Source organism: Pseudomonas sp. SWRI154 (assembly GCF_014268645.1).
GTDB classification, from domain to species: Bacteria; Pseudomonadota; Gammaproteobacteria; order Pseudomonadales; family Pseudomonadaceae; genus Aquipseudomonas; species Aquipseudomonas marvdashtae.
Map to the genome: position 1 here is coordinate 63335 of NZ_JABWQW010000026.1, position 21805 is coordinate 85139.

Annotated in this window: 14 protein-coding genes; 7 read left to right on the top strand and 7 right to left on the bottom strand. The window is 60.5% G+C overall.

What is annotated here, in order from left to right; all coding sequences use genetic code 11:
* The first annotated feature begins 168 nt into the window (after positions 1-168).
* The 4 genes from HU806_RS20655 to HU806_RS20670 all read left to right on the top strand — a co-directional run bounded on the left by HU806_RS20655 (position 169) and on the right by HU806_RS20670 (position 7349).
* The gene (locus HU806_RS20655) at positions 169-1602 is read left to right on the top strand and encodes an MFS transporter (protein WP_186613860.1); all 1434 of its coding nucleotides are present in this window, start codon (positions 169-171) and stop codon (positions 1600-1602) included.
* 265 nt (positions 1603-1867) lie between these two features.
* Entirely contained in the window at positions 1868-3112 is a 1245-nt protein-coding gene (locus HU806_RS20660) for an exonuclease SbcCD subunit D C-terminal domain-containing protein (RefSeq protein ID WP_186613862.1), read from the top strand.
* Positions 3109-6750, top strand: coding sequence for an AAA family ATPase (locus tag HU806_RS20665; RefSeq protein ID WP_186613864.1), 3642 nt, complete (start codon positions 3109-3111; stop codon positions 6748-6750). The genes HU806_RS20660 and HU806_RS20665 overlap by 4 nt, the downstream gene beginning before the upstream one ends.
* Entirely contained in the window at positions 6747-7349 is a 603-nt protein-coding gene (locus HU806_RS20670) for a glutathione S-transferase (RefSeq protein ID WP_186613866.1), read from the top strand. Before HU806_RS20665 ends, HU806_RS20670 begins: the two co-directional genes overlap by 4 nt.
* Before the next feature lie 162 nt (positions 7350-7511).
* Here the strand turns inward: HU806_RS20670 and HU806_RS26670 are convergent, their stop codons facing one another.
* The 7 genes from HU806_RS26670 to HU806_RS20700 form a co-directional block, all read right to left on the bottom strand.
* Positions 7512-7637, bottom strand: a complete 126-nt coding sequence (locus tag HU806_RS26670) for a hypothetical protein (protein WP_273018696.1) — start codon at positions 7635-7637, stop codon at positions 7512-7514.
* 168 nt (positions 7638-7805) lie between these two features.
* Entirely contained in the window at positions 7806-7985 is a 180-nt protein-coding gene (locus HU806_RS20675; RefSeq protein WP_018611529.1) for a hypothetical protein, read from the bottom strand.
* A 156-nt stretch (positions 7986-8141) separates the two neighbouring features.
* Positions 8142-9317: a lactonase family protein gene (locus HU806_RS20680; RefSeq protein WP_186613868.1), complete on the bottom strand. Its 1176-nt coding sequence runs from the start codon at positions 9315-9317 to the stop codon at positions 8142-8144.
* A complete protein-coding gene (locus HU806_RS20685; RefSeq protein ID WP_186613870.1) occupies positions 9304-9600 on the bottom strand; it encodes a DUF5629 family protein in 297 nt (98 codons plus the stop codon). Before HU806_RS20685 ends, HU806_RS20680 begins: the two co-directional genes overlap by 14 nt.
* 199 nt (positions 9601-9799) lie before the next feature.
* Complete coding sequence (locus HU806_RS20690; RefSeq protein WP_186613872.1) at positions 9800-11380, bottom strand: aldehyde dehydrogenase (NADP(+)); 1581 nt, start codon at positions 11378-11380, stop codon at positions 9800-9802.
* Positions 11381-11392: 12 nt separating this feature from the next.
* Positions 11393-12385, bottom strand: coding sequence for an AraD1 family protein (gene araD1 / locus HU806_RS20695; protein WP_186613874.1), 993 nt, complete (start codon positions 12383-12385; stop codon positions 11393-11395).
* 209 nt (positions 12386-12594) lie between these two features.
* On the bottom strand, positions 12595-13917 hold the full coding sequence (locus HU806_RS20700; protein WP_186613876.1) for an MFS transporter: 1323 nt from the start codon (positions 13915-13917) through the stop codon (positions 12595-12597).
* A gap of 193 nt (positions 13918-14110) precedes the next feature.
* Here HU806_RS20700 and HU806_RS20705 point away from each other — a divergent pair, with 193 nt between their 5' ends.
* The 3 genes from HU806_RS20705 (at position 14111) to HU806_RS20715 (ending at position 21710) form a co-directional block, all read left to right on the top strand.
* Positions 14111-15847, top strand: coding sequence for an IlvD/Edd family dehydratase (locus tag HU806_RS20705; protein WP_186613878.1), 1737 nt, complete (start codon positions 14111-14113; stop codon positions 15845-15847).
* A 261-nt stretch (positions 15848-16108) separates the two neighbouring features.
* The gene (locus tag HU806_RS20710) at positions 16109-16828 is read left to right on the top strand and encodes a FadR/GntR family transcriptional regulator (RefSeq protein ID WP_186613880.1); all 720 of its coding nucleotides are present in this window, start codon (positions 16109-16111) and stop codon (positions 16826-16828) included.
* Between the two features lie 178 nt (positions 16829-17006).
* Complete coding sequence (locus HU806_RS20715; RefSeq protein ID WP_186613882.1) at positions 17007-21710, top strand: dermonecrotic toxin domain-containing protein; 4704 nt, start codon at positions 17007-17009, stop codon at positions 21708-21710.
* Positions 21711-21805 lie beyond the last annotated feature (95 nt).

Consider the following 21805-nt stretch of genomic DNA (forward strand, 5'->3'; position numbering starts at 1 on the left):
AATATTGTATTACTCTAGACTCAATCACTCCCAAGCAAATGGGGCAGCCAACTTGTACCCGACAGAAAAAACCTACAAACCAATACCCACACCAAAGTCCTACATCAAGTTCCTACAAGCAAATGAAACGAGCACGATCACCAAAGCAACCTAGCACAAGGATATTTTATGAATAATATAAACGAATACTCGCAACTAGGCTTTGCGCACAACGCTTCCTACAGTAAAAAACGCTGGAAAGCGTTGATGCTTATATGCCTCGCCACATTGATGATTGTGCTGGACACCACGATCGTCAATGTCGCGCTGCCGTCGATCAAACGGGAATTGGGGTTCAACGATACTTCGCTGGCTTGGATCATTAATGCCTATTTGCTGATGTTTGGGGGTTTTTTGCTGCTGGCTGGTCGATTGGGCGACTTGTATGGACAGCGTAATATTTTTATCGGGGGTGTAACTCTTTTCACACTGGCTTCATTGGGATGCGGCTTAGCCTCTACCCAATGGGTCCTGATAACAGCACGGGGACTCCAAGGTCTCGGCGGAGCGCTGGTCACCGCGACGGCGCTATCTTTAATCATTCACCTTTTCTCCGACCCGATAGAACGCGCAAAAGCCATCGGCTCCTATAGCTTCGTGTGTGCTGGTGGCGGCAGCATTGGCGTGTTGCTGGGCGGCATTTTGACAAACACCTATGACTGGCATTCGATTTTTTTGGTCAACGTGCCTCTGGGGCTCATCGTTCTCGGCCTAACTTACCGGTTGCTTCCTCCTGTCGAGAACACCAAAAAGGGCTCACTCGATGTGCTGGGCGCCATCACAATCATCGGAGCACTGATGCTGGCAGTCTACGCGGTCATGAATGGCAATCATGCCGGATGGAGATCGACGCAAACACTCAGTTTGCTGACACTGTCAGCGTCCTCATTCATTCTGTTCTTAGCCGTAGAGGTTCGCTTGAAAGAGCCGCTAGTACCCCTCCGTCTGTTCCGGCTGCGGAACCTGAGTACAGCCAACCTGATCGGTATACTCTGGGCTACCTCAATGTTCGCTTGGTTTTTTCTTTGCGCCCTCTACCTTCAACAGGTTTTGGGTTATACCCCCCTTGAAGTAGGACTTGCATTTCTGCCCGCCAACCTTGTGATGGCCGTGTGCTCATTGAGCCTATCCCCAAGGCTCATCATTCGTTTTGGTATCACCCCCCCATTGGTCTTGGGCTTGATACTAGCCGCGGGAGGCCTTCTGTTGTTAAGCAGAACGCCGGCAAACGGTAATTTCTTATTTGATATCTTGCCGGGCATGCTACTGCTGGGATTTGGTGCAGGAATGGCATTTAATCCGGTGCTTGTTGCCGCTATGGGCGACGTGGATGCAAGTGAGTCCGGCCTCGCATCCGGTCTTGTCAATACCTCCTTCATGATGGGAGGAGCCTTGGGCTTGGCGATCATCAGCAGCCTGGCCTCGTATCACCGTGACTACCTCGTAGATAGCGGTCTGGCACCACAAGCAGCGTTGAGCGGTGGTTATGGAATGGCATTTTTGGCGGGTGCGCTACTTGCTCTCATTGCGTCGCTGATCGGTGCCGTGTTTCTGCGCAAATGACACCAGGGATCAAAGCGGCGAAGGAAAAATACCTCCTATGTATTAATCGCCCAGAACTTTGTGGACCATCACCGCGATCTGCTGCACACATAATGATGAATTGGGGGGGCTAGGCAATCGAGCGGGAGCAAGCTCCCTCGCCACAAAAGCGGGCGTTAGACGATCCAGGGAAGTTGACCAAGTCCCCAACGCCATTTCCCAGTAAACTCTGCATTTTTGCGCCGCCTCTCTTCCCGCGGCCATCCTCTGTTTTCTGGAGTCTGCCTTGCGTCTGTTTCACACCTCCGATTGGCACCTTGGGCAAAACCTCCACGGCCAGGATCGCGACTTCGAACACGCCTGCTTCCTCGAATGGCTGCTGCGTCAGCTGGCCAACGAAAAGCCCGACGCACTGCTGATCGCCGGGGACATCTTCGACACGGTCAACCCACCGGTCAAAGCCCAGGAGCGCCTGTACGACTTTATCGTCAGCGCCCACGAACAAAATGCCAACCTCACCATCGTCATGATCGCCGGCAACCACGACTCCGGCTCGCGTATCGAATTGCCGGCGCCGTTGATGCGTCGCCTGCGCACCCACGCATTGGGCCGGGTGTTGTGGCTGGACGATGGGCAGCTCGACGTCGAGCGTCTGTTGCTGCCGTTGCCGGATGCCAAAGGCAAGGTCAAGGCCTGGTGCCTGGCCTTGCCTTTCCTGCGCCCCGCCGAGGTCACCGGCGCACAACTGGGCGACGACTATTTGCGGGGCATCGGCCAGGTCCATGAGTGGCTGATCGCCGCCGCCAACAGTAAACGCAAGAAAGGACAAGCTCTGATCGCTGTCAGCCACGCGCACATGGCCGGCGGCTCGGTGTCCGAGGACTCCGAGCGCAGCCTGATCATCGGCAACGCCGAGGCCTTGCCCGCCAGCCTGTTCGGCCCGAGCATCAGCTACGTCGCCCTCGGTCACTTGCACAAGCCACAGAAGGTCAACGGCGAAGAACGCATCCGCTACAGCGGCTCGCCGATTCCGCTGTCGTTTTCCGAGATCGGCTACCGGCACCAGATTCTCGACGTCACCCTGGATGGCGAAACCCTGGTAAACGTCGAACCCCGGCTGATTCCCCGTGCCGTCAATCTGCAACGCCTGGGGCCAGTGCCATTGGCCGATCTGCTGGTACAACTGAAGGAGCTGCCGGACATCGACCTGTTGGCCGATGTCCAGCGCCAGCCCTGGCTGGAAGTACGAGTACGCCTGGACGAACCGCAGCCGGACTTGCGCCATCAGGTGGAAACCGCCCTGCAAGGTAAAGCCGTACGCCTGGTACGAATCGCCGCCGAGTATGCCGGCAACGGTGGTGCCGGCGGTGCCGATGACGGCAGCGCACTGGTGGAACTGGACCAGCTCAGCCCGCAGGAACTGTTCAGCCGCGCCTGGCAGGACACCTACGGCAATGAAGTCGACGAGCAGACCCTCAGGGACTTCGCCCTGTTGTTGCAAGACGTCCAGACGGAGAGCGAGCAGCCATGAAGATTCTCGCGATCCGCCTCAAGAACCTCGCCTCCCTGGCCGGCCCTTTCGAAATCGACTTCACCGCCGAGCCATTGGCCAGCGCTGGCCTGTTCGCCATCACCGGCCCCACGGGTGCCGGAAAAAGCACCCTGCTCGACGCCTTGTGCCTGGCCTTGTTCGGCGCGGTGCCACGCCTCAACAACACCGGTCGCGACGCCAAGGTGCCGGACGCCGACGGCGAAATCGCCACGGGTGACCCACGCACACTGTTGCGCCGGGGTACGGGCGATGGTTATGCCGAAGTGGATTTTCGCGGCGTCGACGGCCGCCGCTACCGCGCTCGCTGGGAAGCCAATCGCGCTCGGGAAAAAGCCGCCGGCAAGCTGCAAGCCAGCCGCCAGAGCCTTCGCGACCTGGACAACGATCAACTGCTGGCGAGCCAGAAAGGCGAATACAAGACCCAGCTCGAAGCCGCCCTCGGTTTGAACTTCGAGCAGTTCACCCGTGCCGTGCTGCTCGCCCAGAGCGAGTTCAGCGCCTTCCTCAAGGCTGACGACAACGACCGCAGCGAGCTGCTGGAAAAGCTTACCGACACTGCACTCTATACGCGCCTCGGGCGCCGCGCCTTCGACAAGGCCAAGCACGCCAAGGAAGCCCACAAGGTGCTACAGGACCAGGCCACCGGCGTCACGCCGCTGTCCCTTGAAGACCGGGCCGAGCTGGACCAGCGCTTCAACCAAGCCCAGCAATTGCTCAAGGCCCAGCAGGCGCAGCTCAAGCAACTGGAACAGCAGCACACTTGGCTCAAGGACCTGCGCCAATTGCAGGATGAACAGGCCAGTGCCGCCGAGCAATTGCAACAGGCCCAGGTCGATTGGGCTGCGCTGGCGAATGAGCGCCTGAAACTGGCACGCCTTGAGCAATTGGCGCCCCAGCGCCATCAATTCATCCGCCAGGCTGAGTTGACCCGGCAACTTGAACCGCTGGCCGTCAGAATCCTGCAACTGACCCAGCAGCAGGTCGAGCTGCATGAACAACAGACCGAACTGGAAAAGGCCCTGGGCGTGGCGCAGTTGGCGCTGGCTGCCGCCCGCCAGCAGAGCAACGATAACGCGCCGCTGCTGCGCCAGGCGTTCGATGAACAAAGCAATCTCGCTCGCCTGACCAGGGAAGTCGCTCAAGGCGCCGAGCAGTTGCAACAGGCCCAACAGGCTTGCAGCGATGGTCAACGCACCATCGACACCTTGCTCGAACAGCAACGCCACGTCAGCGAGCGCCTGCAACGGATTGCCGGCGAACTGGAGCAAAGCGTCGATCTTGCGCCACTGGGTGATGCCTGGAGTGCTTATCGTGATCGCCTCCAACAATTGATGTTGATCGGCAATCGGCTGAACAAGGGCCAGGACGAACTCGCCCTACTGGAACAGAACGCAACTCGCGCCGCCGATGATCTCGCGGCCCGTCGACAAAATCTCGACGTGCTCTACAAGGAGGCCGGTGCCGAACCGCAAGCGGTCGCCGAGCAGATCCAGTTGCTGGGCAACCTGCTGCAAGACAATCGCAAGCAACTGCGGGCGTTCGAAGAACTGAGTCGGCTATGGGCCAGTCAACAGGAACTGAACAACCGCAGCGCGCAACTGGAGCAGCGCCAGCAACAAGCCTTGCAGGAGCGCGATCGACTGGTACGTGAAGGTGGCGAAGCCAAGGCCGAGCTGACCGTTGCCGAACAGACCCTGACCGTGACCCGTGAGCTACTGGAGCGCCAGCGCCTGGCTCGCAGCGAAAGCGTCGAGCAACTGCGCGAACAGTTGCAGGACAACCAGCCCTGCCCGGTGTGTGGCAGCATCGAACATCCTTACCATCAACCCGAAGCGCTGCTGCAAAGCCTCGGACGATTCGATGAAAGCGAAGAGGCCAACGCGCGCAAGGCCGTCGACCTGCTCAATGAAAAAGTCATCGACCTGCGGGCGCAATACAGCGGAGTCATCGCCCAGCTCAAGGAATTCAAGCAGCAACAGGAACAACTCGCGGCCCAACAACAAAGCCTCGCGCCAACTCTCGAAGCCCATCCACTGTCGGAGCCGTTGCTGGCCCAGGATTCGGACAAGCGCGACGCCTGGCTGGCCCAGCAAAACAGCCAGTTGACCCAACGCATCAGCCAGGACGAACAGCGCCAGGCTGCCCTGCTCACCCTGCAACAAGACGCCGCGCGCCTGTCGCAACAACTGCGTGATGCCGAAACGGCGAGCCAGCAGGCGTCACAGCATCTGAACTACCAGCAACAGGAGCTGGCCCGGGATCGCCAGCGCCTGGATGAAGAACTGGAGCATTTCAGCACGCTGTTGCCGTCCGCCACGCTACAGGCCCTGCGCGGCGAACCCGCAGCGACGTTCATGCAACTTGACCAGCGGATCAGCCAGCGCCTGGCGCAACTGGAACAGCAACGCGAGGAACTCAGCGAACAGCTTCAGCGTCAGCGAACCCTGGAGAAAGAACAGGACCGCCAGCAGACCCGCGTACAGCAATTGGAATCGGCGCAACAGCAATTCAATGCGCTGAATGGACAACATCAATCCTGCCAGCGGAAACTCACGCACCTGCTGGGCGAACATGCCAGTGCCGAACAATGGCAGCAACAGCTCGATCTGGCCCAGGAACAGGCCCGCAATGCCGATGCAACAGCCCATCAGCAGTTGCAGGATCTGCGCAACAACCTTGTGCAACTGGCGGCCGAACTCCAGGCCCGTCGTGAACAGGCCCATGGTTTGGAGGCCGAACAACAATCGCTGGCCGCTGGCATTGGGCAATGGCGCGCCTCTCACCCTGAACTGGACGACGCGGCGCTCGATGGCCTGCTGGGCCTCGACGAGCAACAGGTCAGCCTACTGCGGCAACGCCTGCTCAACAGCGAAAAAGCCGTCGAACAAGCCCGCGTCCTGCTGACCGAGCGCGAGCAGCGCCTGCAAAATCACCAGGCCCAACACAACGGCCAGCTGCCACCGGAAGAATTGGCCGATGCCCTGTCCGCGCTTCAGGATCAATTTGCAGCAAGCGAACAACAGTGCGCCGAGTTGCGTGCCCGGCAGGCCGAGGACCAACGCCGACACAATGCCAACCAGGCACTGGCCCAACAGATCGAGCAGGCTTATACCGAGTACCAGCGCTGGGCACGCCTGGACGCGTTGATCGGCTCGGCCACTGGCGACCGTTTCCGCAAACTGGCCCAGGCGTACAACCTCGATTTGCTGGTGCACCACGCCAACGCCCAGTTGCGACAACTGGTGCGCCGCTATCGCCTCAAGCGTGGCGGCAGCATGCTTGGCCTGCTGGTGATGGACACGGAAATGGGTGATGAGCTGCGCTCGGTGCATTCGTTATCCGGCGGCGAAACCTTCCTGGTCTCCCTCGCCCTTGCGCTGGGCCTGGCCTCGATGGCGTCCAGCACGCTGAAGATCGAGTCGCTGTTCATCGACGAAGGCTTCGGCAGCCTCGACCCCGAGTCGCTGCAACTGGCGATGGACGCTCTCGACGGTTTGCAGGCCCAGGGCCGCAAAGTCGCGGTCATTTCCCACGTGCAGGAGATGCACGAGCGGATTCCGGTACAGATTCAGGTCCGCCGCCAGGGCAACGGTTTGAGCACGGTGGAAGTGAAATGAGCCGCGCCACGCTCTATTCCTTCCGCCGTTGCCCGTATGCCATGCGAGCGCGAATGGCGCTGCGCTACAGCGCGATCGATGTGGCCACTGTCGAAGTCAGCCTCAAGGCCAAGCCTGCCGAGATGCTGGCGTTGTCGAGCAAAGGCACGGTGCCGGTGTTGCAGGTCGATGGTCGGGTGATCGATGAAAGCCTGGAGATCATGCACTGGGCCTTGGCCCTGCACGATCCGCAGGATTGGAAACTGCGGGACGATGCCCAGGGCCAGGCGCTGACGGCGGCGTTGATCGAGGAAAACGATCAAGTGTTCAAGCTCCACTTGAATCGCTACAAATACCCGGAGCGTCATCCCGAATACCCGAAGGAACATTACCGCAGCGAAGGCGAAATTTTCCTCCGCAAGCTGGAAGAACTGCTTGAATCCCGACCGTTCATGGTTGCGGGCCACCTGAGCCTGGCGGATGTAGCGCTACTGCCATTCGTGCGCCAATTTGCCCATGTCGATCGCGACTGGTTTTCCCTGGCGCCCTACCCTCGGCTCCAGAAGTGGTTGCAGGGCCTGCTCGATTCCGAGCTGTTCATGGCGATCATGGCCAAGTAAATGTTGGTCTTGCGAGCGCGCTTCTGTGGCGAGGGAGCTTGCTCCCGCTCGGCTGCGCAGCAGACGCCTTGGTTGTAGACCGAATAGGCCTGCTGCGCAGTCCAGCGGGAGCAAGCTCCCTCGCCACAAAAGCGATGATGATGTTCAAGCCGCGCGGCCCGATCAGTCGCTCAGCAAACTCAACAACCGTTCGCGAGCCACTTCCAATTCGCCGGGAATTGGCTGGGCTGCCGAGACAATCGGCGCGGAATAGAGAAACAGCAGCATCGCCGCCAAACGCATCGCCATGGTGTCGATCCTTATCGGTAAGGAGTCAATTAACTAGCGTCAAATTTAAACACATGGCTATGTGATATCACAACAGGGTTTTACCCAGACGCACGAAGCCTGCGATCTTTTCTCTCTTTAGCACGCTAAGGGAGATGAAAAGATCGCAGGCTTCATTTGCAGCGAGATTCAGTGTTGGGTCTTGTGGTCCAGCGCCGCGTAAAAATTGGCGCTCTGTTGCAGGTATTTTTCAGTGTAGCTCTGGGTGCGGTTTTTCTTGTCGCTGATTTCGATGCTGGCACTGGCTGGCAAGGCCACGGTAGCAGAAATGGCGGAAGCAGCGATCACGGAGAAAAGATTCAGATTCATGGCGGTAGTCCTCGGATTCAGTTAGCTGATTTGCCCGTTGGGGCCGTGAAGCAAACTTACGCGCCGAGGCGTCTCGTCTTGAAATGCTTTGTAATACTAGCGACTATCAGTCTCGTTGATACAACTGCGAAGGCCCCGGCAATCGGGGTCTTCAGTCTATTGACGGACCAGGAATTTCAGATCGCTGGGCGCGTCCATTGGTAACTTCTGCACGGTCTTGCCCAGCAGACCGGTCTTTGGATCACGCTCGATGACCACGATCTGGTTGCTCTTCTGATTGGCCACCAGGACGAATTTTTCGCTCGGATCGAGGCTGAATTCTCGCGGATGATCGCCTTCGACAGAGCGTCGCTGGAGTTCCTTCAACGTGCCCGTCGCCGGGTCGATGGCCAATACCAGAAGTTCGTTGGTGGTGCCGCGGTTGCTGACGTACAGAAACTTGCCATCCTTGGAGGCATGCAGCGCCGCCGCTGCCCTGCCCGGTTGGGGCTTGTCTGCCGCCAAATCAACAAGCTGGCGCTGGGTCAGGCGGCCATCCGCGTAGTCGAATACAGCGACCTGGGCGGTCATTTCCATGGTCAGCCAGGCGTGCTTGCCGTCACGGCTGAACAACAGGTGACGCGGCCCGCTGCCCGGCGGCAACTGCACGAATGCCGGGTCGGCGGGTGTCAGGGGCAGCTCGGGGTTGGCCTTGGGGTCGTAGCGGTAGACGAAGACCTTGTCCGCCCCCAGGTCATTGGCAAACACGTACTTGCCGTCTGGCGAAGGCACCGCCGAATGCACATGGCCGGACTTCTGCCGCTCAGGATTGACCCGGCTCGGCTGATGGCTGCCCGACTGCATCACCGGCGCCAGCTTGCCGCCTGGCCCCACCGGCAGCACCACCAAGGTGCCGCCCGGGTTTTCCAGCACGGAATAATTGCTGACCAGCAAATGCTGGCCATCGTGGCTCAGACTGGAATGGGTTGGCTCGTTGCCCAGGCTTTGTACCTGATTGATCAGGCTCAGTTCATGGGTCTTCGGGTCGATGGCGTAGCTGCTGACCTTGCCCACCGGATCCTTCTGACCCGGGCCGTTTTCGTTGACCACGAACAACCGGGTCATATCCTTGGAAAGGGTCAGCCAGGAAGGGTTGTCCGTCTTGATTACTTGCAGCGGCTTGGCGTCGAGCTGTCCAGTGCGGCTGTCGAACTGCATGCGATAGATGCCTTGGCTCTGGTCCGCCGTGTAGGAGCCGACCAGCAATTGATAATGTTCGGCGGTTTCTGCCTGGACGCCCATGGCGCCCACGCTGCCGGCCATCAACAACGGCCAGAAACTACGCATCTTCATCTTCTTGGTCCTCGTCGTCGTGGCCGCTGCTCGCTTCCACGCATTCCAGGTGATGGTCGCCCGAGTCGCTGGTGATGATCCAATGCTTCAGGGCTTCGTCAAACGTCGCGGCCTGCATCTGCGCGGGTGTAAAACGCCAGTGCTCAAGGGTGCGGCCGTTCATGCACTCAACGTGCAACTGATCTTGCTCGTCGAGGGAAAAATCGAACGCGTGCAGCCCGTCAATGATCAGCATGTCGCAGTGTTCGAGGGCGTGCAGCAGGGTGTCGGTGGAAGCAGTCATGGCGATCAGTCGGTCATTGGGAAAGGCAGCATGATAACCCAATGTCGGACCGGGCCTGGGCCCCTAAGGTTCGAAAAACCTGCCACCGGCACATTCGCCAACGCAAACAGGCCCGCCCCACACCCGAACGCATTCGAAGTGTGGGAGCGGGCCTGCCTGGATCAGGCAGCCCATCAAAGCACAATGGACTGCCTGATCCTCAGAGCGCCTCGCGCCCCGGTACGCCATCCACCAGCCGCTGGATGCCCAGCGGGTTGGCGTTTTTCAGCGGCTCCGGCAAGAGGTTGTCGGGGTAGTTCTGGAAGCACACCGGCCGCAGGAAACGATCGATCGCCAAAGTGCCGACCGACGTGCCACGGGCATCGGAGGTCGCCGGATACGGGCCGCCGTGGACCATCGAGTCGCAGACCTCGACGCCGGTTGGATAACCGTTGAGCAGGATGCGGCCGACCTTCTGTTCCAGCAACGGCGTGAGCTCGCCGAACTGTTCGAAGTCCGCCGGCTCGCCAATGATCGTAGCGGTGAGCTGACCGTGCAGGCCGTTCAGCGCGGCAGTCAGTTGCGCCTGGTCCGCCACTTCGACAAAGATCGTGGTCGGGCCGAAGACCTCTTCCTGTAACGCTTCGTCGCCGTTGATCAACAGGCTGGCGTCGGCCTTGAACAACTGCGGCTGGGCCTGGTTGCCTTGCTGCTCGCGACCGGCCAAGTGTTCGATGCCCGAGTGAGCCAACAACTTTTGCAGGCCCTTGCCGTAACTTTGCAGCGTGCCGGCGTTGAGCATGGTTTGGGGGGCCTGATCGCCGATCAGGGCCGCCACCTGCTGGGTGAACGCGGTGAACTCAGGCGAGCGGATGCCGATCACCAGCCCAGGGTTGGTGCAGAACTGACCGCAACCCTGCACCACCGAGGCGGTCAGGTCGCGAGCAACGCTGTCGGCACGGGCCTGCAAGGCTTTTGGCAAGACGATCACCGGGTTGATGCTCGACATCTCGGCGAAGACCGGGATCGGCTGGGGCCGGGCGGCGGCCATGTCGCATAGGGCACGGCCGCCCTTGAGAGAACCGGTGAAGCCGACGGCCTGGATCGCCGGATGCTTGACCAGCCATTCGCCGACACCACCGCCGTAGATCATGTTGAACACACCGGCCGGCATCGAGGTCTTTTCGGCTGCGCGAATGATCGCATCGGCCACGTGTTCGGCCGTGGCCATGTGGCCGCTGTGGGCCTTGAACACCACCGGGCAACCGGCGGCCAGGGCCGCGGCGGTATCACCACCGGCGGTGGAAAATGCCAGCGGGAAGTTGCTGGCGCCGAACACCGCAACCGGGCCGAGGCCGATGCGGTACTGGCGCAGGTCCGGGCGCGGCAGCGGCGTGCGCTCAGGCAACGCGCGGTCGATGCGCGCACCGTAGAAATCGCCACGGCGCAAGACCTTGGCAAACAGGCGCATCTGCCCGCTGGTGCGCCCGCGTTCGCCCTGGATCCGTGCGGCTGGCAAGGCAGTTTCACGACAGACCACGGCGACGAACTCATCGCCCAAGGCGTCCAACTCATCGGCAATCGCGTCGAGAAACTCGGCCCGACGCGCCGCGCTCAGGCTGCGATAAGCAGGGTAAGCCGCCGCCGCGGCCTTGGCGGCAGCGTCGACTTCTTCAGCCGTGGCCTGGACGAAATCATGGGGCAAGGCCTCGCCGGTGCTGGCGTCGACGCTTTGCAGGCGGGTCTGTCCGGCGGCGCTGCGTGCGCCGCCGATGTAGTTGTGGCCAAGGATCTGGTTCATCGCAAGTCTCCTTTAAAGTGTGCCGATAGTACCTGGGTTGAACACCGCGTCTACCGGGGCAATGCCATTGACCAGCGGCGCGCCGAATTCAGCCTGGCTGATTTCGAACACATCCCCCGGCTGGGTGCGGATGCCATCGGCGAACGACAGAGTCGCGGTCCCGAAGAAGTGAACGTGCACATCCCCCGGGCGCAGGAACTGACTGTACTTGAAGTGGTGGAACTCCAGATTTTCGAGGCTGTGGCACATGTTCGCCTCGCCGCTGAGGAATTCGTTCTGCCATAGCACTTCGCCGTTGCGCAGGATACGACTGGTCCCGGACAGATGTTGAGGCAGTTCACCCACGCGAAGTTCCGGGCCAAAGCTGCAACTGCGCAGTTTCGAATGGGCCAGGTACAGGTAATTCTTGCGTTCCATCACATGGTCGGAAAATTCGTTGCCCACGGCAAAGCCCAGTCGATACGGCTTGCCGTCGTGGCCGATGACGTACAGGCCGCTGATTTCCGGTTCTTCGCCGGCGTCTTCGGCAAACGGCGGCAGCGGGAACGGCTGGCCCGGACGGACGACGATACTGCCGTCGCCCTTGTAGAACCATTCCGGCTGCACGCCGGCCTGCCCGGCCTGGGGTTTACCGCCCTCCACGCCCCATTTGAAGATGCGCATGGTGTCGGTCATCGCGCTTTCGTCACCGGCCTGCTGATGCATCTTGTCCCGGGCAGAGGCGCTGCCCAGATGGGTCAGGCCGGTACCGCTGACCAACAGATGCGCCGGGTCCGGGTGATCCAACGGCGGCAGGATGCGCAACTCTGCGAGCAATTGCGCGTAGTCGTGGCTGGCACCCAGGCCCAGGCCATTGACCTGCTGCTCAAGCTTCACGCCCGCTTCGATGGCGGCCAGCGCCAGCTCCCGCACAGTACCGGCGCCCTGCACTTCGCGCACCTGATCGCCATCGACGACACCGACGCGGCGCTCGCCGTGACTCAATTCGAACTGAACTAAACGCATGGGGGTTTCTCCCTGTAAACAAAACTTGAATAGGCGTAGCAGGCTTTTGTGGCGAGGGAGCTTGCTCCCGCTGGGGGGCGAAGCACCCCCACCTTCAGGCGCCGAGTTCATTCAGACGAAACACATCGCCCATATTGCGACTGCTGCGCAGTCGAGCGGGAGCAAGCTCCCTCGCCACAAAAGCTCTTCCATAATTGATCGCAGTGACCTCAGGTACGCGTTGCCCCACGGGCGCTGGCGGCGAACTGATCGGCCGGCAACACGTGCTTACGCTCCAGCAGGCGATAGACCACGCCGGTCAACACCAGGCCGAACACCATCACACACGAGAGGAAATACAGCCCCGACGCCAGATTACCGGTGTATTCCTTCAGCGCACCGATTACGAACGGTCCGATGTAGCCACCCAGGTTGCCCACCGAATTGATCAGCGCAATGCCCGCCGCCGCACTGGCACCGGCAAAGAAACGCCCGGGCAAGGTCCAGAACACCGCGGTGCAGGAAAACAGCGCGAACGCCACCAGGCACAACGCCGCCAGTTGCAGCACCGGCACCGACAGCCAGGCACTGAGGAACAGGCCTATGGCGCCCAGCACGTACAACACCGCCAAGTGGCCGTAGCGATCATTCAAGCGGTCGGAACTGCGTGGAATGATCAACAGCCCGATAATGCCGAAGATGTAAGGCACCGAGGACACGAATCCGGTCACCAGGTCCGTGCCACCGAACTGCTTGATCAGTGTCGGCAGCCACAGGCCCAGGCCGTAGATGCTCAGGGTCACCGGCAGATAGAACAACGCCAGCAGCAACACACGCTTGTCTTTAAGCGCATGCAGCGGATTGCCATGGCGGGTCTGGCCGTATTCTTCGAGGTCCTTTTTCAACTCTCCGGTCAGCCAATCCTTTTCGCTCTGGTCCATCCATTTGACCTGGTGCGGGCCGTCCGGCAGATAACGCAGCACCGGCCAGGTCAACAGCACCGCCGGCATGCCAATGACGATGAACAGCCACTGCCAGCCATGCAGGCCGAGGATGCCATCCATGCCCAACAAGCCACCGGACACGGGGCCGGTGATCATCATCGCGATGGGTTGGGACAGAATGAACAGGCCGAGGATCTTGCCGCGATGGCGCACCGGGAACCACTGGGTGATGTAGTACAGCACGCCTGGGAAGAACCCGGCTTCGGCCGCGCCCAGCAAGAAGCGCATCACATAGAAGCTGTACGGCCCTTGCACGAAGGCCATGCCGATGGTGATGGCGCCCCAGGTGATCATGATCCGGGCGAACCAGCGTCGGGCACCGAAGCGTTCGAGCATCAGGTTGCTGGGGATCTCCAGCAGGAAATAGCCAATGAAAAACAGCCCCGCACCCAGGCCGTAGGCGGCGTCGCCAATGCCGATGTCGGCGCCCATGTGCAGCTTGGCGAAGCCCACGGCGGAGCGGTCCACGTAGGCAATCAGGTAAAGCAGGATCAGGAAGGGAATCAGTTTCAGCGTGATGCGACGAATAAGCCGCAATTCCTGGCTCATGGGACCGGTCTCCGATTGTTGTTGTTATAGAAGCTCTGGGGATTTCTCTCGCGAATGACCGCCAGGACAACCCCTCCGTTGAACCGGACTATATAGTAATACTATTTGAGCAACAACACTTCCAAACCGCGCAATTTGCGCTTATGTTACGCTTCAGCTAGAACAATATAGTCATACAATAAGAGAATCGATCATGTCTGATAAGAAACCCTCCCTGCGCTCGGCCCAATGGTTTGGCACCGCCGACAAGAACGGCTTCATGTACCGCAGCTGGATGAAAAATCAGGGCATCGCCGACCATCAGTTCCATGGCAAGCCGATCATCGGCATCTGCAACACCTGGTCGGAATTGACACCGTGCAACGCGCACTTCCGGCAGATCGCCGAACACGTCAAGCGCGGCGTGATCGAGGCCGGGGGCTTCCCGGTGGAATTCCCGGTGTTCTCCAATGGCGAATCGAACCTGCGCCCCACCGCCATGTTGACCCGCAACCTGGCAAGCATGGACGTGGAAGAGGCCATTCGCGGCAACCCGATCGATGGCGTGGTGCTGCTCACCGGTTGCGACAAAACCACCCCCGCGCTGTTGATGGGCGCCGCCAGCTGCGACGTGCCAGCCATCGTCGTCACCGGTGGGCCGATGCTCAACGGCAAGCACAAGGGCCAGGACATCGGATCCGGTACCGTGGTCTGGCAGCTCAGCGAACAGGTCAAGGCCGGCACCATCACCATTGACGATTTCCTCGCGGCCGAGGGCGGCATGTCCCGCTCGGCCGGCACTTGCAACACCATGGGCACCGCTTCGACCATGGCCTGCATGGCCGAAGCCCTCGGCACGTCCCTGCCTCACAACGCCGCCATTCCAGCGGTGGACGCGCGGCGTTATGTACTGGCCCACATGTCCGGCATGCGCGCCGTGGAGATGGTCCGCGAAGACCTCAAGCTGTCGAAGATCCTGACCAAGGAAGCCTTCGAAAACGCCATTCGCGTCAACGCCGCCATTGGTGGCTCGACCAACGCGGTGATCCACCTCAAGGCCATTGCCGGCCGCATCGGCGTGCAACTGGACCTGGACGACTGGACCCGCATCGGTCGCGGCATGCCGACCATCGTCGACCTGCAACCGTCCGGGCGCTTCCTGATGGAAGAGTTTTACTACGCTGGCGGCTTGCCCGCTGTGCTGCGGCGTCTGGGCGAAGCCAACCTGATCCCCCATCCGAACGCCTTGACCGTCAACGGCAAGAGCCTGGGTGAAAACACCAAGGACGCGCCGATCTACGGCCAGGACGAAGTCATCCGCACCCTCGACAACCCAATCCGCGCCGACGGTGGTATCTGCGTGCTGCGCGGAAACCTGGCGCCACTGGGTGCAGTGCTCAAGCCTTCCGCTGCCACCGCCGAATTGATGCAGCATCGCGGCCGCGCGGTGGTGTTCGAGAACTTCGACGAGTACAAGGCGCGGATCAACGACCCGGAACTGGACGTTGATGCCAGCTCGATCCTGGTGATGAAGAACTGCGGACCGAAGGGTTATCCGGGCATGGCCGAAGTCGGCAACATGGGCTTGCCGGCCAAACTGCTGGCCCAGGGCGTGACGGATATGGTGCGGATTTCCGATGCGCGCATGAGCGGCACCGCCTACGGCACCGTGGTGCTGCATGTGGCACCGGAAGCAGCGGCCGGCGGACCTCTGGCGGCAGTGAAGGAAGGCGACTGGATCGAACTCGATTGCGCCAGCGGCCGCCTGCACCTGGACATCCCGGACGCCGAACTCGCCGCGCGCCTGGCCGACCTCGCCCCGCCGCAGCAACTGTTGGTGGGTGGCTACCGCCAGTTGTACATCGATCATGTGCTGCAAGCGGACCAGGGCTGTGACTTCGACTTCCTGGTGGGTTGCCGTGGGGCCGAGGTGCCACGCCACTCTCACTAAGCTCATTCTCCCTGTGAGAGCGAGCTTGCTCGCGATAGCGGTTGCACATCCAACATCAAAATTGGCTGTCGCACCTGACTGTGGCGAGGGAGCTTGCTCCCGCTCGGTTGCGCAGCGACCGCCCCGGGGCCTGCTTCGCAGTCCAGCGGGAGCAAGCTCCCTCGCCACACGGTCAACAGCCCCAAGGGTTTAGCCTGATGAATACCCGCCGCGCCTGCTATTATGCGCGGCACCCCCTCGTACAGGATCGCGCCGCGCCCCATGGATTACCGCAAACCCTCCGACCGCAAAAGCATGCATGCGCGCATCGTCCAGGAACTGGGCATGCAGATCGTCTCCGGGCGCTTCAAGCCCGACGACAAACTGCCGGCCGAAGCCTTGCTCTGCGAAGAATATGCGGTCAGCCGCCCGGTGCTGCGCGAAGCCACGCGGGTGCTGGTCGCCAAGGGCCTGGTGTATTCGCGACCGCGCGTGGGCACGGTGGTCAAGCCGCGTCGGGAATGGCACATGCTCGATCCCGATGTGCTGCATTGGCTGATGCAAAGCAGCCCGCAAAATGAATTTTTCAACCTGCTGACCAGCGTGCGCAGCATCATCGAGCCGGCTGCCGCCGCTCTCGCCGCGCAATTCGCCACCGACGAAGACATCGCTGCCATCAACGAAGCCTACCAGCGCATGGAAGCAGCTCCGACCCCCGAGGCGCTGCTGCAACCGGACCTGGACTTCCACAGCCGCATCGCCGACGCCACCCACAACGACCTGCTCGCCAACTTGTGCAACATGCTGTCGGTGGCCATCGCCGAGGCGCTCAAGCACTCCAACCAGCGGCCCAACCTGCATGAGCTGGCGATGCCCCGACATAAAGCGATCCTCACCGCCATCGAGAACCGCGACGCCCTTGGCGCTCGCCATGCCACGCTGGTGCAACTGGACGATGCCCGCAGCGCGCTGAATGTGGTGCTGGGCGCCGATCCCGCCTGACAGGCTACGGAACCTCGCAAGCCACTGCCCTTATCCCCGTAGCATAAAAAGCCCCGACAAGCCCTGGCACACCCCACGTCCATGCGGGCGGTATTTATATACCGCCTTCAAGCAACCGGGGCGGCGATACTTCTATCGCCGCCATCCTGCGGCCATGAGCGTATGAAAAGGACTTCTTATGACCTCAGCCTCCCCAACCGATCGTCCCTCTGCGTTAGCCGAACGCGTCAGCCAGCAGTTTGCCGGTCGCCCGACCTTCGAGCAGGTCGCGCAAACCATGCTTGAACTGACCCTCAAAGAAAAATACCCCACGCTGGATATCGACCTTTCCAAGACCCAACTGGCGACACCGGATGCCACCGGCAAAGCCTGGATCGCCCGCCCGTTCATGCCCCTGGTACTCGATTACCTGGCCCTGGGCACGCCCGTGGACTTCAGTTCACACGGCGCCCTCGATGCGTTTCTTTCGGACGCGTTCCCCCGGCGTCTTCGCCTCGATACGGGCGCCAGCCTGGATATCAGTGTCGTCGAAAAGCTCGTGCTCGAGCTGCCTTGGACCGTGCCAATCGGGCTGGAGCACGCCCTGACTCGCTATTGGAACGCTAACATCGATCCCGCCTCCCCAGCTGCCACCAAGAGCAGTATCAGCCGCTGGCGATGGCTCGGCGACACCCTGCGCAACATGTTGCAAACCCATGCGCTGCAGCAATCGGGCCTCACGCAACCCGCACGCGTGGCCTTGGACCAGATCGTCCGCTGGCCCGATCGCGATCAGCGCTTCAGTCACAACGTTCCGCCCGTCTACGCCTACAGCCTGGAAAGCACGCTCGTCCAAGGCATCCGCAGCACTGTGTTGCCAAGCCCCGACCTGCTCCTGCTTCATTACACCCCATACGGCCTCGTCATTCTTCTTTGCAGCCCGGGCGCCACGGTAAAGGCTTTTGATTCGATGGAGGCTTTCAACAATCACTGGCGCGAGCGGATTGCCAGCCGCTATGTTGTCGACTCGGTCACCCTCCAACGCTACGAAATCGGCGGAAATGCCTTCGACGCCCAGGCCGGATCGATGCTGGAGCAGCAACTGGCCGACCTCAAGACGGTCCGACTGCCCTCCTCGATCGGCCAGCAGATGCTGGGAGCGCTTTATAGCGAGTTGACCGATCCCGCCCGTGACTTGCGCGACGCCCCACGCCTGCTGCCTGAAACATCGGAACAACTTGCGCCGTTGTTACCCGAATGGCTGAAGAAAGCGCCTGTTGTCGAGCAAACGAAATTCCAGCATTACACCCTGGCGCTGGCTGGCGCGAGAAGGCGCAGCGAGGGCCAGACCTATCTCAGCGATATCCAGGACATCAAACGCTTCACCGCCGATGCCTTGCTCGACAAGATGGGAAAAACGAACGACAACAGCCCGGCCAAGTCCCCGTCCAACCATTACCAACCGGACGACGTGGTACTCACTTTCACCGTATCCGCCGGTTATCCGGGCACGGTAGGTATCAGCGAGCAGAGGCGGATGAGCCTGACTGAGCTGGCCATCAACAATCTCGTCGCCCGGCCCAGCGCCAACGTGAAACTCAGCCATCGCCAGGGGTTGGCCCTTCCGATGTGGCTGACGGTGGATTTCATTACCCGCAACGGCGGGTTGATCGAACAGGTCGATATCGGCACGACCTACCCCCGTTACTTGCAACAAAAACTGTTCGACGACTTGCCCCAGGCGCAGCGTCGCCAGGATTTTTTTGCCGAGCAGATCCCTGCGCAATTGGTCCTCGAAGCGTTGAAGCAGGTACTGAACGACGAGAACGGCATGACTCGCCAAGGTTTGAGTCTGCTCGAAGCAGTCTTGCAGGTCGACGCACAGAGCCAGCCATTGGGTGGACCGCGCGTCGTCATTCGCCACTTGGCGTTCTTGCGCAAATCCCAGGCTAAACCCGACATCGTTGACAACATGTTCATTATCGAGGCAGAGGACGTACGAACTGGCCCGCACCTGCTGTATCGGCCTTTTTACTCGCCTTCCTTGCAGCAGTTCCCAACACGAGCGGCGATGCTACAGGCCATCGTCAAACCTGGAGGCTTGCAAGACAGCCTGCTGACATGGATGTCCGACGCCGCACGCCCGGTGTACGCCAACGGCGGTTTCCTGGAGCCGCACATCGTGCGTTTTTTTCAGGGTGATGAGTTCAGCGCCCCCGAAAAGCCGGCCCCGGCGGCGATCGCCGTCGACGAGGCCAGCGACGAGCTGCGACAATTCCGGCATAACGGCAAGCTGATGCAATACCTCTACGGCAGCAATGGGCGAGCCTTGGTTGCCCAGGCCGATCGGGAATCAGTGTCCAACCGCGAGAGCCGCTGGGCAGCACTGCTCGAAGGCGGCAATCTGTTATTCAACACGTTGCTGGTTCCGTTGCTGCGTGGCCCGGCCATGGCCGTCGCCTGGTTGTGGAACCTGATGGCCAGCGCCAACCATGACATCCCGGCGCTGAGCAGCAACGACCCCATGACACGGGAACTCGCCACCGTCGATTTGCTGCTCAATCTCACGATGCTGGTGAGCCAGTTCCCCTCCATTGCTGCCCCGTCTCGCGCCGCGGTGCCGCAAGTGCTGAGGACACAGGCAGTGGACTCCCCCGCACCGCGGGCCTTTCCCGAGCAATGGCCAGCACCGGTCCAGCCTGACATCAACGAGGGCTACGTTACCTTGCCCGGCTACGCCAACACCGACGACGCAGCGCTGGACTTCAGCTTCGCCAACGCCCGCAATCGCCTGACCCCTGAGCAACTCACCCGACTGCAGCGCATGCAAGTGCCGCGTCCTTCCTCACTTCCCGAGCCTATTAAAAATGGCCCTCTAATGGGCTTGTACGTGATCGGCAACAAATGGCATGCGCTGGTTGAAAACACCCTGTATCAAGCCAGCGTCGAAACAGATGCAAGCGTGACCATTGTCGATCCACTCGATCAGTCAAAAAAGGGACCCATGCTCCGATCGGACGGTGCAGGCAACTGGTCCATCGACTTGGGCTTGCGGCTGCGAGCAGGCATGCCAGGCAACCGAGTGATGGAGCAACGCCGTCTCAACGCACAAAGAAAGACCCAGCTGATTGAAGAGTTGCGCGAATTCAGCGCACAACAGGCCAGGCGGCAACAAGCCGTGGACACGGCTCAAACGGTGATGCAAAGGGTCAACGAAGCAAGTACCTACACCGACGAGCAACGCGCGGCCAAACGCAAGGTGTTCTATGAGCTGCTGGAGGAACAGGTCGATCTTTGCCAGAAAATATTGGACAACGAAGCGGATTACACCCGGCTCAACATCGAACCGCCTTCCGGGACCTATCACGCGTTGATGCAGAACGTGGTCAACGACGCCCGCAAGGCCTACGTAGTCGTGGAAATGGATCTGCAAGACCTGCTTGGCGCCCACCCCCAATTCATGACAAAAGGGTTCGAACTGGTGGAGAGCGCGGTCGTCGATGTCCAGCGCTACGAGCGGTATTTAACCAAACTGGCCGATATCAATGACCGCTCGATCCATTGGCTGGAGCTCAAGGATCGATACCTGGAGAAACTGTTGAACCTGGGTGCCGCCGGCGAGCAGGCATTCAAGCGCCTGACCGAGGGCCGTTCGCCCAACGAAAGGAACGCGCTGGCCACAAAAGCGTTGCAGCTACCGACTCTTGCCTCGCAGGTTTTCAGCCCCACCGATCGTGGCCGGTCCACCAGCCTCACAAACATCATCGAGCCGTTGATCAGGCAGGTCCGTTCGCACTCCGACATGCGCCTGTACGACTTGACCGCCTCGGAACACCTGGAGGTCCTGGAGACCCTGACCGAACAGTACGGCAAGGCGCTCGATGGCTTGCACGGTTTGAAAGCACTCGATTCGAGCGATCTGAGGGAGAACTATTTCGACCGGTTGCTCAAATTAGTCGAAAGCCTGTATCAGGATGTCTCGAAAAGCTTGGTGGCAGAGATCAAACCTGAGCCAAAACCGCGCAAACGTCCTCCTAAACGCCCCAAGATATCGTCCGGCCGGCCGCAGAAAAAGGTGATCAAGACCCGCAAAAGCGGCGTATTGATTGGTGATTTGAAACCGGCCGACGAAAACATGCCGATAGACGTCGTCGAGTTGCGATCTGAAATCGACGACCATGTGCTTGCCACCTATTCGCAGCACGAAGAAGTCTGGGATGTCGTGGAAGAGCGGCGCCCCGTCCCGGCTCCCAGGACAAGAGCGCTCAGAAGGATCAAGAGCGACGCGCGTGCGCTGCTAGACCAACTGCCGGAACGCCTACGCAACGCCGATGCCTATAAGAAGTACTGCAAATATCCTCAGGAACTCGAAGAGCGAATGGGCAACGAAGCAGATCGCTATCGCGAGCTTTCCCACGAGCTCGACCGTGCGTTCTCGGCTTCGCAAACACCGGCAACAGCGGCGGAGCAAGCACTGTCCAAACAGTTATCCGACGCCGTGACCAGCCTGACCACCAAGGGACGCGCACTGCGCACCGAACTGAGCCTGAAGTTGCCGCCCACCGACGGCAACCTGCAGCACCTGTTCAAGGAGAACCTGATACAAGTCGCGCGGCTCGGAGGACGCATAGCCTTGAAAGGCGCACGAAAGGATTTCCTCCAGGAGTACGCAATCAACGACCGCAACGGTTTTCCACTCTGGTATGCGCACTTTCACTATGAAACAGCCGAGACGCCAAAAGCCGACTATGGCGTCGCGCACCTGAAAACCAAGGAACAACGCAAGGAGCACTATCACTCATTGCTTGCCAAGGCGGATAACCCGTACGCGATTCTGGAAGTGCATCGAGGATTGATCGGCAAATCCCTGGCGAAAGACAAATTCCTGCCATTAGCTGACTGATCGCCATCGAGTAGGAGGCGGATTTACATCCGCCGTCCTCTCACACCACCGTACGTACGGTTCCGTATACGGCGGTTCAGGTTATACGGATAAAC

Coding starts and splice junctions, on each gene's coding strand:
- HU806_RS20665 (WP_186613864.1), top strand. CDS start 3,109: ATGAAGATTCTCGCGATCCGCCTCAAGAACCTCGCCTCCCTGGCCGGC.
- HU806_RS20675 (WP_018611529.1), bottom strand. CDS start 7,985: ATGAATCTGAATCTTTTCTCCGTGATCGCTGCTTCCGCCATTTCTGCT.
- HU806_RS20715 (WP_186613882.1), top strand. CDS start 17,007: ATGACCTCAGCCTCCCCAACCGATCGTCCCTCTGCGTTAGCCGAACGC.
- HU806_RS20655 (WP_186613860.1), top strand. CDS start 169: ATGAATAATATAAACGAATACTCGCAACTAGGCTTTGCGCACAACGCT.
- HU806_RS20685 (WP_186613870.1), bottom strand. CDS start 9,600: ATGACTGCTTCCACCGACACCCTGCTGCACGCCCTCGAACACTGCGAC.
- HU806_RS20680 (WP_186613868.1), bottom strand. CDS start 9,317: ATGAAGATGCGTAGTTTCTGGCCGTTGTTGATGGCCGGCAGCGTGGGC.
- HU806_RS20710 (WP_186613880.1), top strand. CDS start 16,109: ATGGATTACCGCAAACCCTCCGACCGCAAAAGCATGCATGCGCGCATC.
- HU806_RS20690 (WP_186613872.1), bottom strand. CDS start 11,380: ATGAACCAGATCCTTGGCCACAACTACATCGGCGGCGCACGCAGCGCC.
- araD1 (WP_186613874.1), bottom strand. CDS start 12,385: ATGCGTTTAGTTCAGTTCGAATTGAGTCACGGCGAGCGCCGCGTCGGT.
- HU806_RS20670 (WP_186613866.1), top strand. CDS start 6,747: ATGAGCCGCGCCACGCTCTATTCCTTCCGCCGTTGCCCGTATGCCATG.
- HU806_RS26670 (WP_273018696.1), bottom strand. CDS start 7,637: ATGGCGATGCGTTTGGCGGCGATGCTGCTGTTTCTCTATTCCGCGCCG.
- HU806_RS20700 (WP_186613876.1), bottom strand. CDS start 13,917: ATGAGCCAGGAATTGCGGCTTATTCGTCGCATCACGCTGAAACTGATT.
- HU806_RS20705 (WP_186613878.1), top strand. CDS start 14,111: ATGTCTGATAAGAAACCCTCCCTGCGCTCGGCCCAATGGTTTGGCACC.